Origin of the sequence: Tenacibaculum mesophilum (genome assembly GCF_003867075.1) — a bacterium.
GTDB lineage: Bacteria > Bacteroidota > Bacteroidia > Flavobacteriales > Flavobacteriaceae > Polaribacter > Polaribacter mesophilus.
Window position 1 is genome coordinate 2,509,017 of record NZ_CP032544.1, and the last position, 12,996, is coordinate 2,522,012.

Annotated in this window: 16 protein-coding genes; 14 read left to right on the forward strand and 2 right to left on the reverse strand. The window is 32.1% G+C overall.

Features of this window, described 5'->3' with window-relative positions:
* The first annotated feature begins 86 nt into the window (after positions 1 to 86).
* The 3 genes from D6200_RS11320 to D6200_RS11335 all read left to right on the forward strand — a co-directional run bounded on the left by D6200_RS11320 (position 87) and on the right by D6200_RS11335 (position 3,141).
* The gene (locus D6200_RS11320) at positions 87 to 311 is read left to right on the forward strand and encodes a FeoA family protein (protein WP_047787963.1); all 225 of its coding nucleotides are present in this window, start codon (positions 87 to 89) and stop codon (positions 309 to 311) included.
* Between the two features lie 3 nt (positions 312 to 314).
* Positions 315 to 2,420: a ferrous iron transport protein B gene (gene feoB, locus D6200_RS11325; RefSeq protein ID WP_047787962.1), complete on the forward strand. Its 2,106-nt coding sequence runs from the start codon at positions 315 to 317 to the stop codon at positions 2,418 to 2,420.
* Positions 2,421 to 2,637: 217 nt separating this feature from the next.
* Entirely contained in the window at positions 2,638 to 3,141 is a 504-nt protein-coding gene (locus D6200_RS11335; protein ID WP_047787961.1) for a DUF3575 domain-containing protein, read from the forward strand.
* 75 nt (positions 3,142 to 3,216) lie between these two features.
* Here D6200_RS11335 and brnQ read toward each other — a convergent pair whose 3' ends face one another.
* Positions 3,217 to 4,503, reverse strand: a complete 1,287-nt coding sequence (gene brnQ / locus D6200_RS11340; RefSeq protein ID WP_073182292.1) for a branched-chain amino acid transport system II carrier protein — start codon at positions 4,501 to 4,503, stop codon at positions 3,217 to 3,219.
* A 39-nt stretch (positions 4,504 to 4,542) separates the two neighbouring features.
* On the opposite strand from brnQ, the gene D6200_RS11345 reads away from it, so the two are divergent.
* On the forward strand, positions 4,543 to 5,316 hold the full coding sequence (locus D6200_RS11345) for an alpha/beta fold hydrolase (RefSeq protein ID WP_073182291.1): 774 nt from the start codon (positions 4,543 to 4,545) through the stop codon (positions 5,314 to 5,316).
* A gap of 42 nt (positions 5,317 to 5,358) precedes the next feature.
* On the forward strand, positions 5,359 to 6,012 hold the full coding sequence (upp, locus tag D6200_RS11350) for a uracil phosphoribosyltransferase (protein WP_073182290.1): 654 nt from the start codon (positions 5,359 to 5,361) through the stop codon (positions 6,010 to 6,012).
* Position 6,013: 1 nt separating this feature from the next.
* Here the strand turns inward: upp and D6200_RS11355 are convergent, their stop codons facing one another.
* Positions 6,014 to 6,919 (reverse strand): DUF6427 family protein, encoded by a 906-nt coding sequence (locus D6200_RS11355; protein ID WP_073182289.1) that lies wholly within the window; start codon positions 6,917 to 6,919, stop codon positions 6,014 to 6,016.
* Between the two features lie 42 nt (positions 6,920 to 6,961).
* On the opposite strand from D6200_RS11355, the gene D6200_RS11360 reads away from it, so the two are divergent.
* The 9 genes from D6200_RS11360 (at position 6,962) to D6200_RS11400 (ending at position 12,958) form a co-directional block, all read left to right on the forward strand.
* Entirely contained in the window at positions 6,962 to 7,183 is a 222-nt protein-coding gene (locus tag D6200_RS11360) for a DUF6341 family protein (RefSeq protein WP_047787956.1), read from the forward strand.
* Between the two features lie 12 nt (positions 7,184 to 7,195).
* Complete coding sequence (trmB, locus tag D6200_RS11365) at positions 7,196 to 7,867, forward strand: tRNA (guanosine(46)-N7)-methyltransferase TrmB (protein WP_073182288.1); 672 nt, start codon at positions 7,196 to 7,198, stop codon at positions 7,865 to 7,867.
* A gap of 200 nt (positions 7,868 to 8,067) precedes the next feature.
* Positions 8,068 to 8,391 (forward strand): MGMT family protein, encoded by a 324-nt coding sequence (locus D6200_RS11370; protein ID WP_073182287.1) that lies wholly within the window; start codon positions 8,068 to 8,070, stop codon positions 8,389 to 8,391.
* On the forward strand, positions 8,388 to 8,933 hold the full coding sequence (locus D6200_RS11375; RefSeq protein WP_073182286.1) for a DUF4269 domain-containing protein: 546 nt from the start codon (positions 8,388 to 8,390) through the stop codon (positions 8,931 to 8,933). The genes D6200_RS11370 and D6200_RS11375 overlap by 4 nt, the downstream gene beginning before the upstream one ends.
* 175 nt (positions 8,934 to 9,108) lie before the next feature.
* Positions 9,109 to 10,239, forward strand: a complete 1,131-nt coding sequence (locus tag D6200_RS11380; RefSeq protein WP_047787952.1) for an Mrp/NBP35 family ATP-binding protein — start codon at positions 9,109 to 9,111, stop codon at positions 10,237 to 10,239.
* A gap of 6 nt (positions 10,240 to 10,245) precedes the next feature.
* Positions 10,246 to 10,482 (forward strand): NifU family protein, encoded by a 237-nt coding sequence (locus D6200_RS11385; RefSeq protein ID WP_047787951.1) that lies wholly within the window; start codon positions 10,246 to 10,248, stop codon positions 10,480 to 10,482.
* Positions 10,483 to 10,664: 182 nt separating this feature from the next.
* Entirely contained in the window at positions 10,665 to 11,720 is a 1,056-nt protein-coding gene (locus D6200_RS11390; RefSeq protein WP_047787950.1) for an NAD(P)/FAD-dependent oxidoreductase, read from the forward strand.
* Between the two features lie 2 nt (positions 11,721 to 11,722).
* On the forward strand, positions 11,723 to 12,619 hold the full coding sequence (locus D6200_RS11395; RefSeq protein WP_073182285.1) for a sterol desaturase family protein: 897 nt from the start codon (positions 11,723 to 11,725) through the stop codon (positions 12,617 to 12,619).
* A gap of 6 nt (positions 12,620 to 12,625) precedes the next feature.
* A complete protein-coding gene (locus D6200_RS11400) occupies positions 12,626 to 12,958 on the forward strand; it encodes a 2Fe-2S iron-sulfur cluster-binding family protein (protein ID WP_073182284.1) in 333 nt (110 codons plus the stop codon).
* The last annotated feature ends 38 nt before the right edge of the window (positions 12,959 to 12,996 follow it).

The window sequence follows — 12,996 nt, forward strand, 5'->3', positions numbered from 1 at the left end:
ACCTATTAAATAAATCATAATATTGTGTAGGTATACTGTTTAGAACGATTCTATTTTAGTATATTTGCAAGCTAAAAATATATCTTTTGAGTACTATCGCATCGTTACATTTAGGGGAAAAAGGAATTATATCTGAAGAGTGCTTAGATAAGATTCCGTTGAAATTATTAGAAATGGGGTGTTTACCCGGAAGTGAAGTAGAGTTGCTTCAAATAGCTCCATTAAAAGACCCAATGTATATATGTGTAAACGGAAGTCATTTAGCGATTCGAAAAGAAACAGCTTGTCAAATTTCAATTATAAAACTATAGCTGATGAGTAATCGTATTAATGTAGCCTTAATTGGAAATCCTAATACAGGTAAAACATCATTGTTTAATCAGTTAACAGGGTTAAACCAAAAAGTAGGAAATTACCCTGGTGTTACGGTTGACAAAAAACAAGGGGTTTGTAAATTGCCTAATGATAAAAATGCAACGATTACTGATTTACCTGGTACTTATAGTATTAATCCTACCTCTATAGATGAAAGTATTGTTTTAAAAACTTTGATGACTACGCATCAAGAAGAAAAACCAGATGTAATTGTTGTAGTTGCTGATATTGAAAATTTAAAAAGGAATTTATTACTCTTTTCGCAAATTCAAGATTTAGAAGTTCCGACGATTTTAGCTTTAAACATGGCTGATCAACTAAAGCGAAAAGGGATTTCTATAGATGTGCCAGCCTTAGAAAAAGAACTACATACCAAAGTAGTGTTAATGTCGGCAAGGACTAACGAGGGAGTTGATGACTTAAAAAAAGAAGTGGCTAATTATAATTCGTTAAAAGTACACTCAACTTTCAACGAATTATCTCAAAAGATAGATAGTGCTTACTTTGAAAAGTTAGCTAAAGTAAGTAATGAATTTACAGCTTATGAGTTGTGGATGATGCTTACAAAAAATCATAAACCATTACTTTCTTCCTCAGAAAAAGAAGCAATAAAAGAATTTGAAGGAGAAATTACAAAGCAAAAAAAGTATCAACATAAAGAAACTATATATAGATATCAGCAAATAAATGCTGTTTTAAATAAAACCTACAAGGTAGATGCTTCTAAAGCTACGGATGTACGTAGTAAACTAGATAGAGTTTTTACTCATAAAATATTTGGGTATGTTATTTTCTTTGGATTGTTATTATTGATATTTCAATCTATTTTCGATTGGGCTTCTACTCCCATGGATCTTATTGATGGTTTATTTGCTGATATCGCAGAGTTTACTAAAGCGCAACTACCTGCAGGAATGTTCACCGATTTATTAACTGACGGAATTATTCCTGGAGTAGGTGGTGTAGTAATCTTTATACCTCAAATAGCTATTTTATTCTTGTTTATATCTATTCTTGAAGAAACAGGTTATATGAGTAGAGTAGTATTTTTAATGGATAAAATTATGCGTCGCTTTGGAATGAGTGGTAAAAGTGTAATTCCATTAATTTCAGGTACTGCATGTGCTATTCCAGCAATTATGGCAACTAGAACTATTGCTAGTTGGAAAGAACGATTAATCACTATTTTGGTAACACCCTTTACAACCTGTTCAGCACGATTACCGGTGTATGCAATTTTAATAGCATTAATTATTCCTGATACTAAGTTGTTTGGTTTTTTAAGTTTACAAGGGTTTACTTTATTAGCATTATATATTTTAGGTTTTGCTGCAGCAATTATCGCAGCATATATTTTGCATAAAACATTGAAAATAAAAAACAACTCACTTTTTGTGGTTGAAATGCCTAATTATAAGATACCATCAGTAAAAAATGTGTTTTTTGATGTCTTAGATAAAACAAAAGCATTTGTTTTTGGAGCAGGAAAAATCATTTTAGCAATTTCAATAGTACTTTGGTTTTTAGCGTCTCATGGACCATCATCTTATGAAAATGCTGAGAAAAGTGTTATAGAGAATACTGCAAATAAAAATCTTTCAGAAGAAGATTTAGCTAAAAAAATAGCATCTGCTAAGTTAGCAAACTCATATATAGGAATTGCAGGAAAAACAATAGAACCAGTTGTTAAACCATTAGGTTATGACTGGAAAATAGGTATTGGACTAATTAGTTCTTTTGCAGCAAGAGAAGTGTTTATAGGAACATTAGCTACTATCTATAGCGTAGAAGACGATGGAGAAGATACAACGACTATAAAACAAAAAATGAGGTCAGAAATAAACCCGGAAACAGGAGAAAAAAGATTCAACCTTGCTACGGGAATTTCTTTATTGTTATTTTATGCGTTTGCAATGCAATGTATGGCAACACTAGCAATAGTAAAAAGGGAAACAAAAAGTTGGAAGTGGCCAATGGTTCAACTAGCAAGTATGGGAGTTTTGGCTTATTTATCAGCATTTATAGCCTATCAATTTTTAAGTTAATGCAAGAAGTTTTAACATATCTAGTCGTTTGTGGAGCCGTTATTTTTTTAGTGAAAAAGTTCTTTTTTAAGCCTAAAAAAAATAGCAGCTGTGATACAAACTGTAACTGTTCTTAAGCAAGAAATGATAAATAACCAAACTGTTTTTTACAAAAGATGTATGTTTGTGGTATCATCCTTGTAGGAAGTAGATAAATTATAATTAGTAAAAAACTAAAATGAAAAAAATAGTATTAGCAGCTGTAGTTTTTGTCAGTTCTCTCACGTATGCACAGCAAGAGGTAAAAGTAGATTTACTAGACGCATTGGCTTTTAAAACGCTAGAGGTGTCTTATGAGTATTATACAACTGATCGTTCTTCGGTTGGTATTTCAGCTTTGTTTAACTTTGAAAAAAAATCAGCAGATTTTAGATACAATGAAGAACGAATGTTTACTCCTTTTTTTCGTCATTACTTTACAAACAATAGCAATTGGAACTATTTTGGAGAAGTTTTTATGGGAATAAATACAGGAGAAAGAAAAGTTGAAGTTCAAGGGAGTACAATAAAAAAATATAAGGAATATACTGACGGAGCTTTAGGTTTAGCCTTTGGTTCAAAATACGTATCGTCTGGAGGATTTGTACTTGATGTATATGGAGGTTTAGGGAGGAACCTATTTACTTCAGAAGCTCGATCAATTGTGCCAAGAGTAGGAATAAATTTAGGGTATCGTTTTTAAGGTGCTCAACTTAAATAAAAACAAAAAGCTCGTAATCACGAGCTTTTTTTAGTTTATATACACTAATTAAGTAACTTATTCGGTTGAAATTTGCTTTTTGCTTTTAATCAAATTAGAAAAGACAAAACTCAATATAGCAGGTAATACCCAACCTAAATTATGATTAGCAAAGGGAATGTTGTTTTTTATTTCAACTAAGTAATTAGGGTTGATAATAAAACCTAAAAAATCTGGAATGCTAAATAAAAAGGTTACTGCTACTACACTTTTAAAAACTAAAGTTGAAGTATATTTTTCAGGTAGTACATTTAGTACAATTAAAACAATAGTAATTGGATAAATAAACATCAAAGCAGGTAGTGCAATATTGATAATATATTTCACATCAAATTGGCCAACAGCAATTCCTAATAAACAGCTAATAATAGCAGTAACTGTAAAGACCTTTTGAGAGTTATTGTTAATTCCTTTAAAATAATCGGCAGTTCCAGTAATAATTCCAACCGCTGTTGTAAAACAAGCCAAAGCAACTAAAACACTAAGAAAAACACTTCCAATATTTCCTAAAGTTTGATTGCTCAGAGAGTTTAAGATTTCTGTTCTATTAGCACTTTCAGAAAAGGTAGAACTAAATAAAACTCCATTATAAATAAGGCCAGCATAAATAATTAATAAGCCTATACCAGCAATAAAACCTGCTTTGGTAATAAGCTCTTTTTTCTCTTCAAAAGTTGTATTCGTATTAAAATTCATTGAAATGACTAAAACACCACCAACAACTATGGAAGCAATAGCGTCAAAAGTTTGATATCCTTCTAGCAAACCATCAACAAATGGAGCTTTAAGGGTCGTTGGAGTAATCATATCTGGAGCTGTAAAAAAACCAACGAAAATAATAGCCAATAAAATGAATATAATAAGAGGAGTTAAAAACTTGCCTAGTAGGTTTAGTACTTTTGACCGGTTCATGGTAAAAAGAAAAACAAGTCCGAAATAAATTGTACTAGTAACTAAAGAACTACTGTTACTAAAGTAAGGAGCAATGGCCATTTCATGAGTAACCGAAGCAGTTCTAGGTGCAGGTAAAGCAATACAAATAGTGTATACAACAAAACAATATATAAGGCTAAAAGTAGGAGATACTTTTTTACCAAAATCATACATAGTACCCTGTAGTTTGGCATGGGCTAAAATACCTATCATAGGTATAAAAACAGCAGTAATAAAAAAGCCAATAGTTACCCAAAACCATAAGCTTCCAGCATTTTTTCCTAAAAATGGAGGTAAAATTAAATTACCAGCCCCAAAAAACATTGAAAATAAAGCGAATCCGTTTATAAATATCTCCTTAGTTTTGTGCATTGCTTAACAAATTAATAAGCGACGAATATACATTAAAAAATGATTGCAAAATTTAAGGAAACAACTGTTTTTTATACAGATACTAGCAAGGGAAGTAGTATTGTTTTATTACACGGGTTTTTAGAAAATAGGACTATGTGGAATGAGGTGGTTGATGAGTTATCCAGAAAAAATCGCGTGATTTGTATTGACTTATTAGGGCATGGAAAAACAGGATGTGTTGGGTATATTCATACGATGGAAGAAATGGCAGAAGCAGTAAAATTTGTTTTAAGAGAATTAAAAATTCGTCGAGCTACCTTTATTGGACATTCCATGGGGGGATATGTTGCCTTGGCATTTGCAGAAAAATATCAAAAAAATGTAAAAGGAATTTGTTTGATGAACTCTACCTCTCAAGCAGATAGTGAAGAACGAAAAAAGTTGCGACTCAGAGCTGTTGAAATGGCTAAGGAAAATTACGAAACATTGGTGAAAATGTCAATTAGCAACTTGTTTGCAGAGAATATGCGTTTACAGTTATCCGAAGAAATAGAAAAAATAAGAGAAGAAGCCTTAAAAACACATGTTAGAGGATATATTGCAGCAACAGAGGGAATGCGTTTGCGAGAAAACAAGGAAGTTGTTTTACAAACAATAGAAAAGAGATTGATGATAGCAGGAAAAAATGACCCAATATTAAATTATACTACTGTTGAAGAAGAAGCAAAGAGAACTAATACCTCATTAATTGCAATACCAAACGGACATATGAGTCATGTTGAAGCAAAAGAGGAACTATTAAAAGCACTAACCAACTTTATAAAAGCTTGATAAAATCTGTTACTTTTGTAGCGTACAAAAAGAATACACCTCATGAAAACTCATCATTTAGCCAAACAAAATTCTATTCTTAATAAATTCCTAGCTGAACTCAGAGACACATCAGTTCAAAAAGATTCAATGCGTTTTCGTAGAAATATCGAACGAATAGGTGAAGTGATAGGATACGAGTTAAGTAAAGAGTTAAACTATAAGGTTAAAGAAATAACAACGCCTTTAGGAACAAAAAAGGTAGAATTGCCAGAAAATGATATAGTATTGTGTTCTATTCTTAGAGCAGGGTTACCACTACACAATGGAGTTTTAAACTATTTTGATGATGCAGAGAATGCATTTATATCAGCATATCGCCATCACCCAAACAATGACGAAGAGTTTGAAATCGTGGTAGGGTATTTTGCTTCGCCTTCAATAGATGGAAAAACATTATTACTTATAGATCCTATGTTGGCAACAGGCCGTTCAATGGTTGAGGTTTATGAGGGCATAAAAAAGTATGGAACGCCAAAAGAAATAATAATAGCTTCGGTTATTGGTTCAGTTCAAGGTGTAGAATATGTAGCTAAACACTTACCAGAGAGCACTACTTTATGGATTGGTGATATTGATGAAAAACTAAATGATAAAGGCTATATAGTGCCAGGTTTAGGAGATGCAGGTGATTTAGCTTATGGAGCAAAAATGTAGTTTATGCAATAGCACTCATTGTAAAAGATACTATTAAGAATAAGAGAATAATAACATCAGCATACCATTTTTTTTGAAAAAACTCAATTCCATTAGCTAAAATAACAGAAACAGGGAATAATACATATAAAAACTCACTTCCAGAACCGTCTTGAACTAAAAGTAAAATAGCTGTAGTTATTACAAGATGAGTAAGAATTAATATCCAGTTTTTTCTAAATTTATTTTTAATAGCAAGTGCCTTTGGGCTTTTTAAAAAAATAGAAGCTATTAAAAAAAAGCTTATGAAAAGAATAGGGAACAAATACTTTTCATGAGAATAAAAGCTTAAATCAGGGTAAAAATCCCAATCAAAAAGTAACCAAAATTTTTCAAGGTTATCATACCAAAAATAGTAGGTGAAGTATAAAAAAACAGGAGAGCAAAAAGCAATTATAGGAGTTAATAATGTTTGATAAGTAAATCGTTGATGCAAAAATATAGATAGGTAAAGTAATATTAATAATAAAGGAGCATAAGGTTCTATTAAAAACGATACTCCAAGCCATAAACCACCATCAAACAATTTATGCAGCATGTTTTTTGAAGACTGTAAACTGTATACTTTTCGTAAAAAAAGAAGTATAGTTAAGTTAGCATAAAAAGTTTTATTTATCTGTATAGTATCAGGAAAAAAACCTATTAGTATAACAAAAAACAAAAAAGCAAAAGAATTATCATAAGTCAATAAATTCTTGGCAAGAATAAAGTTGTATACAGAAAAAACAACTAAAAACAAACCAAGTTCTTTAATTAAATTAAAAGATAATTGCTTAGAAAAAATACTTAAAACAAAATACCCTAAAAACAGTACAAACAGTACAATAAAATTTATAGGCTTAGATTTACCGAAAAAATTGGCTAACATTGTTTCTTTTTATATTTTTGCAGCTGTAAAGATACTTAAGATATGATAGCAGGCAATATTTTTAGATGGATTGGTAGTTTATTTACCGACTTTTTATTTGCACCATTCAATTGGTTACGCTTAACGTTAGCTAAATCAGATGCAGGTTGGTGGACTTCAAACGCTGTAAACTGGTTCTTTTTATTAGTGTTATTAGTGTTATTTGCATATTGGATGAAAGAAGCTGCTCGTTTTAAAAGAGAAGGAACAGAAGATAGAGCCTAATTTCTACACACTTTGGGAAGCAAAAATAAATTAAAACGTTTCAAAGAAAATGAAACGTTTGTTAACGTTATTCAACCAACACGCGAAGAAGTAATTAACGATTTTTCTTATAAAGGAAAATGGAATACTTTTTTTAAAAACGACAATCCAATAGTTTTAGAGCTAGGTTGTGGTAAAGGTGAGTACACGATTGCTTTAGCAGAAAAAAATCCTGATAAAAACTTTATTGGAATTGATATTAAAGGCGCACGATTTTGGCGTGGAGCTAAAACAGCACTAGAAAATAACATGGAAAATGTAGCTTTTATTAGAACACAAATAGAGTTAGTAGATTATATTTTTGCTGAAAATGAAGTTTCTGAAATTTGGATTACTTTCCCAGATCCTCAAATAAAATATAAGCGTACTAAACATCGTATGACGAATTCTGAGTTTTTAAAGAAATACCATGGTATTTTAAATTCAGAAGGAACAGTTAATCTAAAAACTGATAGTGAATTCATGCATGGTTACACTTTAGGTTTATTGCATGGAGAAGGTCACGAAATTTTGCACGCTAATCACGATGTGTATAAAAATGTGTACAGTCCAGAAGAGGTAACCGGTACGCAAACATTCTACGAAAAACAATATTTAGAAATCGGAAAACCGATTACTTATATAAAATTTAAACTTAATTACTAATCCTGCTTTTTGCAGGATTTTTTGCCTCGGACGTTTCCTTTTGGGTCGTGCTTTCCGAGTTACATGGTAGCTTGCTGTAACCGCTAACGTATTGATTTTTTGATAAATGTCCGTTCGAGTGATTTTCAAGATTGAAATGAGTGAAAATTGTATCGAGAACCATATTCGTATATTTTTTAAAAGAATCCTATCTTTACCACATGGCAGATAAAAATTTCTTCGAAAAAGTGTACGAAGTAGCACGTTTAATACCACATGGAAGAGTTACAAGTTATGGAGCCATAGCTACCTATTTAGGAGCAGCTCGTTCAGCAAGAATGGTTGGCTGGGCAATGAATAACTCTTCAGAAAAAGAAGTACCAGCGCATCGAGTAGTTAATAGAAAAGGATTATTAACAGGAAAACATCATTTTGACGGAACAAATCTTATGCAACAATTGTTAGAAAGTGAAGGAATAGAGGTGGTTGAGAATCAAATTCAAGATTTTGAAAAGGTATTTTGGAATCCAAGTGAAGAATTGTGATAAACTTCAGAGATATAACATACTTAAAAGAAGGAACTGTCCGTCAAAAAGAAGCTCATAAAGTATTATTAGAGCTGAATATTTTTGAACTATTAAAACACTTCAATCCTATTTTAGTGGGTACTATACCCATAAATATTGATGTAGACTCAAGTGATTTAGATATTATTTGTCAAAGTGATAATCATGAAGAGTTTGTAAAAGTTGTGAGCGAAAACTATGGAGAGTTTTCAAGGTTTGAAATAAAGACGATACCATCATACAAAAACTTAAAAACAACAATCATTACACTTGAGTATAAAACCTTTCCAATAGAGATTTTTGTGCAGAATAAACAGCCAGAAAAGCAAGACTCATATCTACATATGCTTATCGAATATCAAGTATTGTTAAAAGAAGGAAAAGAATTCAGGTCTAAAATTATAGCTCTAAAACAACAAGGATTTAAAACTGAACCAGCGTTTGCGCAACTTTTAGGTCTAGAGGGTAATCCGTATGAAGTGTTATTAACATACGGGTTTGAGAAAGGTTATATTTCTTGATTTTTTCTAAAAAAATCAAGTTTAAAATCATCTATAAAACCAACTTATCAACCTATAAATATTACCAATCTAAAGACTTTATTTTCTGAGGGCTAAAACGTATCTTTGCAGTTAAGATTAAATAAAAATAAGCAACAAGCTTGTCGCTTGCTGTTTAAAGCATATAGCATAAAACATGAGTTTTAAAAAACAAGATATATACAAAGCGTTAGAAACCATAACGGCACCAGGAGAAGGTAAAAGTTTAGTAGAAAACGAAAATATAACAAATGTAGTTACATTTGGAGATGAGGTTATTGTAGATGTTACTATTTCAAATCCATCATTACAAGCAAAAAAGAAGGTAGAAGTTGAGATAATGAAAGCAATTCACCAACACGTTGATCAAAAAATCGATGTAAAAGTGAATGTGAAGGTGGAAGTTCAACAAAAAGAAAATCCAAATCAAATTAGAGGGAAAGAAATTCCCAATATTCAAAATATCATAGCTATAGCTTCAGGTAAAGGTGGAGTAGGAAAATCTACCATTACCTCAAACATGGCAGTTTCATTAGCAAAAATGGGCTTTAAAGTAGGAGTGTTAGATGCCGATGTTTATGGACCATCACAGCACTTAATGTTTGATGTAGAAAGAGAAAAACCATTAGCGGTAAACGTAAATGGGCGTTCAAAAATGAAGCCGATTGAAAGTTATGGAGTAAAACTATTATCATTAGGTTTCTTTACAGATCCAAGTCAGGCAGTGATTTGGCGTGGACCAATGGCTTCAAAAGCGTTAAATCAATTAATTTTTGATGCAGATTGGGGAGAGTTAGATTTCTTATTAATAGATTTACCTCCAGGAACAGGAGATGTACATTTATCAATAGTGCAAGCAGTACCAATTAACGGTGCGGTCGTGGTAAGTACACCTCAAAACATTGCCTTAGCAGATGCTAAAAAAGGAGTGGCAATGTTTAAACAAGAAAGTATTAACGTACCAGTATTAGGTATCGTTGAAAATATGGCGTATTTTACACCAGCAGAACTTCCTAACAATAAATATTATATTTTTGGAGAAGGAGGTGCTAAAAATTTAGCAGAAGATATTGAAACTAGTTTCTTAGGAGAAATACCATTAGTACAAAGCATACGAGAAGCAGGTGATGTTGGACACCCAGTAGCGTTACAAGAAAATACACCACTAGCAGAAGCTTTTACAGAGGTAACTAAAGAAATGGTTTCGCAACTATTAAAAAGAAATGCAAACTTACCACCAACAGAAGTAGTACGAATTACTACTATGAGTGGTTGTAGCTCAAAATAAGCAGTTATGGCAACAGAAGACATAAGAAATAACGTAGAAAAAGCGTTGGAAGAAATCCGCCCTTTTTTAGTAAGTGATGGAGGTAATATAAAATTATTATCTATAGAAAACAGTACAGTAAAAGTACAATTAGAAGGAGCTTGTAGTGGATGTTCTGTTAATCAAATGACTCTGAAAAATGGAGTAGAGGCAACAATAAAAAAATACGCACCAGAAATTAAAGAGGTAATTAATGTTGAATAACCTGATTTATATCAGGTTTTGATTAACAAAAGTATCATATTTTTGAGTTTTAAGCGTTTCCTTTACTTATTTTTTTATACAATAAGTAACACTTAAACAGGCCTTTCAATTATTAACACATACAATTCCTGCCTTATTTTTAAGGTGGGAATCTCAATATAAAAAGAAAATTTTGTTACAAAATGATAAATACAGATATACTTATTATTGGAGCAGGGCCTACTGGGCTTTTTACTGTTTTTGAAGCAGGGTTGTTAAAATTACGTTGCCATTTAATTGATGCCTTACCGCAACCAGGAGGGCAATGTTCAGAAATTTATCCCAAAAAGCCAATTTACGATATTCCAGCATATCCAGAAATTTTAGCAGGTGATTTAACCGATAAATTAATGGAACAAATTAAACAATTTGAACCAGGTTTTACACTAGGTGAACGTGCTGATACTATTGAAAAGCAAGAAGACGGAACGTTTATTGTAACTACTAATAAAGGAACAAAGCACCAAGCACCCGTAGTAGCAATTGCAGGAGGCTTAGGAAGCTTTGAACCACGTAAACCACCGATTCCTAATATTACAGATTTTGAAGACAAAGGAGTAGAATACATGATTAAAGAACCAGAAATTTATCGTGACAAAAACGTGGTAATTGCTGGAGGAGGAGACTCTGCTTTAGATTGGTCTATCTTCTTAACAGATGTGGCAAAATCTGTAACGTTAATTCACAGAAGAAATGAATTCCGTGGAGCTTTAGACTCTGTTGATAAAGTACAAGAGTTAAAAAATGAAGGTAAACTAATGTTAATTACACCAGCAGAAGTTAAAGGTATTGTAGGAGAAGAAAAGGTAGAAGGCGTAGTAGTAGAGCAAAAAGATCAAGAACCATTTACATTACCTTGTGAACATTTTATTCCGTTATTTGGATTGTCTCCAAAATTAGGCCCTATTGCAAATTGGGGATTAGAAATTGAGAAGAATGCCATAAAAGTAAATAATGCATTAGACTATCAAACAAATGTAGAAGGAATTTATGCAATTGGAGATGTAAATACATATCCAGGAAAGTTAAAATTAATTCTATGCGGATTCCATGAAGCAACCTTAATGTGCCAGAGTGCTTACAAACGTATTCATCCAGATAAAAAATATGTGATGAAGTATACGACGGTAGGTGGTGTTGATGGATTTGATGGTACTAGAAAAGAAGCCCCAAAAGCAGTAGTTAAAGCGATTAATTAAGCATGACATTAACTGAATATATACAGCAGTTATCAGAAGATAAATTATTGTACTTCGCCTTACCTGTATTTTTCATTTGCATGTTGGTAGAATACCGAATAGCAAAAGAAAAATACCATGGTAAAGACACTGGAGTATCAATGCTAATGATGGTATTTTCTGCTATTGTTGAGTTTATTCCGAAAATTTTAGCCTTCATAGCGTTTTTCTATTTGTATGAGATGAGTCCGTTAAAAGGTATAGTTCAACGTCAATGGTGGGCATGGATTTTATTGTTATTGGCTGATGATTTTGCTTATTACTGGTTTCACCGATTAAATCACGAAGTACGTTTGTTTTGGGCAGGTCATGTACCACATCATTCATCGGTGCATATGAATTTAGGAACAGCATTGCGTCAAGGAGTCGGTGAACGTATCCATAAATTTTTCTTTTGGATGTGGATTCCTTTATTAGGATTTGATCCATTAATGATGTTTACTATGATGGGAATCAGTTTAATTTATCAGTTTTTTGTGCATACAGAATTGGTAGATAAACTTCCAAAGCCTATTGAGTTAATTTTCAATACACCATCACATCATAGAGTACATCACGCATCTAATATTCGTTATTTAGATTGTAATCATGCAGGAATTTTAATTATTTGGGATCGTATCTTTGGTACTTTCTCTGAAGAATTAAAAGAAATTGATAAACCAGTATATGGATTAACCGTAAATATTGAAACGTTTAATCCAGTAAAAGTGGCTACTCATGAATATGCTGCAATTTGGAAGGATGTTAAAAGAGCTGATACATGGAGTGATAAGCTAAATTATATCTTTAACTCACCCGGTTGGACACATGATGGCGAAGATAAAAGAGCAAAAACACTTCGAAAAAAAATGAACCTGTAAAATAAAATGGAACAAGATATTACTATAAAAATTACTGATCGTGACGGGGTAACGCATGAGATACAAGCACCCACAGATATGGCAATGAATTTGATGGAAGTGGTTCGTTCGTACGAATTAGCTCCTGAAGGAACTATTGGAATTTGTGGTGGAATGGCAATGTGTGCTTCTTGTCAATGCTATGTAAAATCAGATCATGAATTGCCAGAAATGGGAGATGATGAAGAAGCAATGTTAGCAGAGGCTTTTTATGTAGAAGATAATAGCCGATTAGGGTGTCAAATACAAATGACCCCAGATTTAGATGGTTTAGAAGTTGAGTTAGCTCCAGAGAGTTAAGAACAAAAGAATAAAATTTTTAAAGCGCAGTATTTAGT

Bases quoted from the DNA above. Each gene is read 5' to 3' on its own strand.
- D6200_RS11380 (WP_047787952.1), top strand. From the start codon at position 9,109: ATGAGTTTTAAAAAACAAGATATATACAAAGCGTTAGAAACCATAACG.
- D6200_RS11395 (WP_073182285.1), top strand. From the start codon at position 11,723: ATGACATTAACTGAATATATACAGCAGTTATCAGAAGATAAATTATTG.
- D6200_RS11370 (WP_073182287.1), top strand. From the start codon at position 8,068: ATGGCAGATAAAAATTTCTTCGAAAAAGTGTACGAAGTAGCACGTTTA.
- brnQ (WP_073182292.1), bottom strand. From the start codon at position 4,503: ATGCACAAAACTAAGGAGATATTTATAAACGGATTCGCTTTATTTTCA.
- D6200_RS11385 (WP_047787951.1), top strand. From the start codon at position 10,246: ATGGCAACAGAAGACATAAGAAATAACGTAGAAAAAGCGTTGGAAGAA.
- D6200_RS11335 (WP_047787961.1), top strand. From the start codon at position 2,638: ATGAAAAAAATAGTATTAGCAGCTGTAGTTTTTGTCAGTTCTCTCACG.
- D6200_RS11355 (WP_073182289.1), bottom strand. From the start codon at position 6,919: ATGTTAGCCAATTTTTTCGGTAAATCTAAGCCTATAAATTTTATTGTA.
- upp (WP_073182290.1), top strand. From the start codon at position 5,359: ATGAAAACTCATCATTTAGCCAAACAAAATTCTATTCTTAATAAATTC.
- D6200_RS11390 (WP_047787950.1), top strand. From the start codon at position 10,665: ATGATAAATACAGATATACTTATTATTGGAGCAGGGCCTACTGGGCTT.
- feoB (WP_047787962.1), top strand. From the start codon at position 315: ATGAGTAATCGTATTAATGTAGCCTTAATTGGAAATCCTAATACAGGT.
- D6200_RS11345 (WP_073182291.1), top strand. From the start codon at position 4,543: ATGATTGCAAAATTTAAGGAAACAACTGTTTTTTATACAGATACTAGC.
- D6200_RS11360 (WP_047787956.1), top strand. From the start codon at position 6,962: ATGATAGCAGGCAATATTTTTAGATGGATTGGTAGTTTATTTACCGAC.
- D6200_RS11400 (WP_073182284.1), top strand. From the start codon at position 12,626: ATGGAACAAGATATTACTATAAAAATTACTGATCGTGACGGGGTAACG.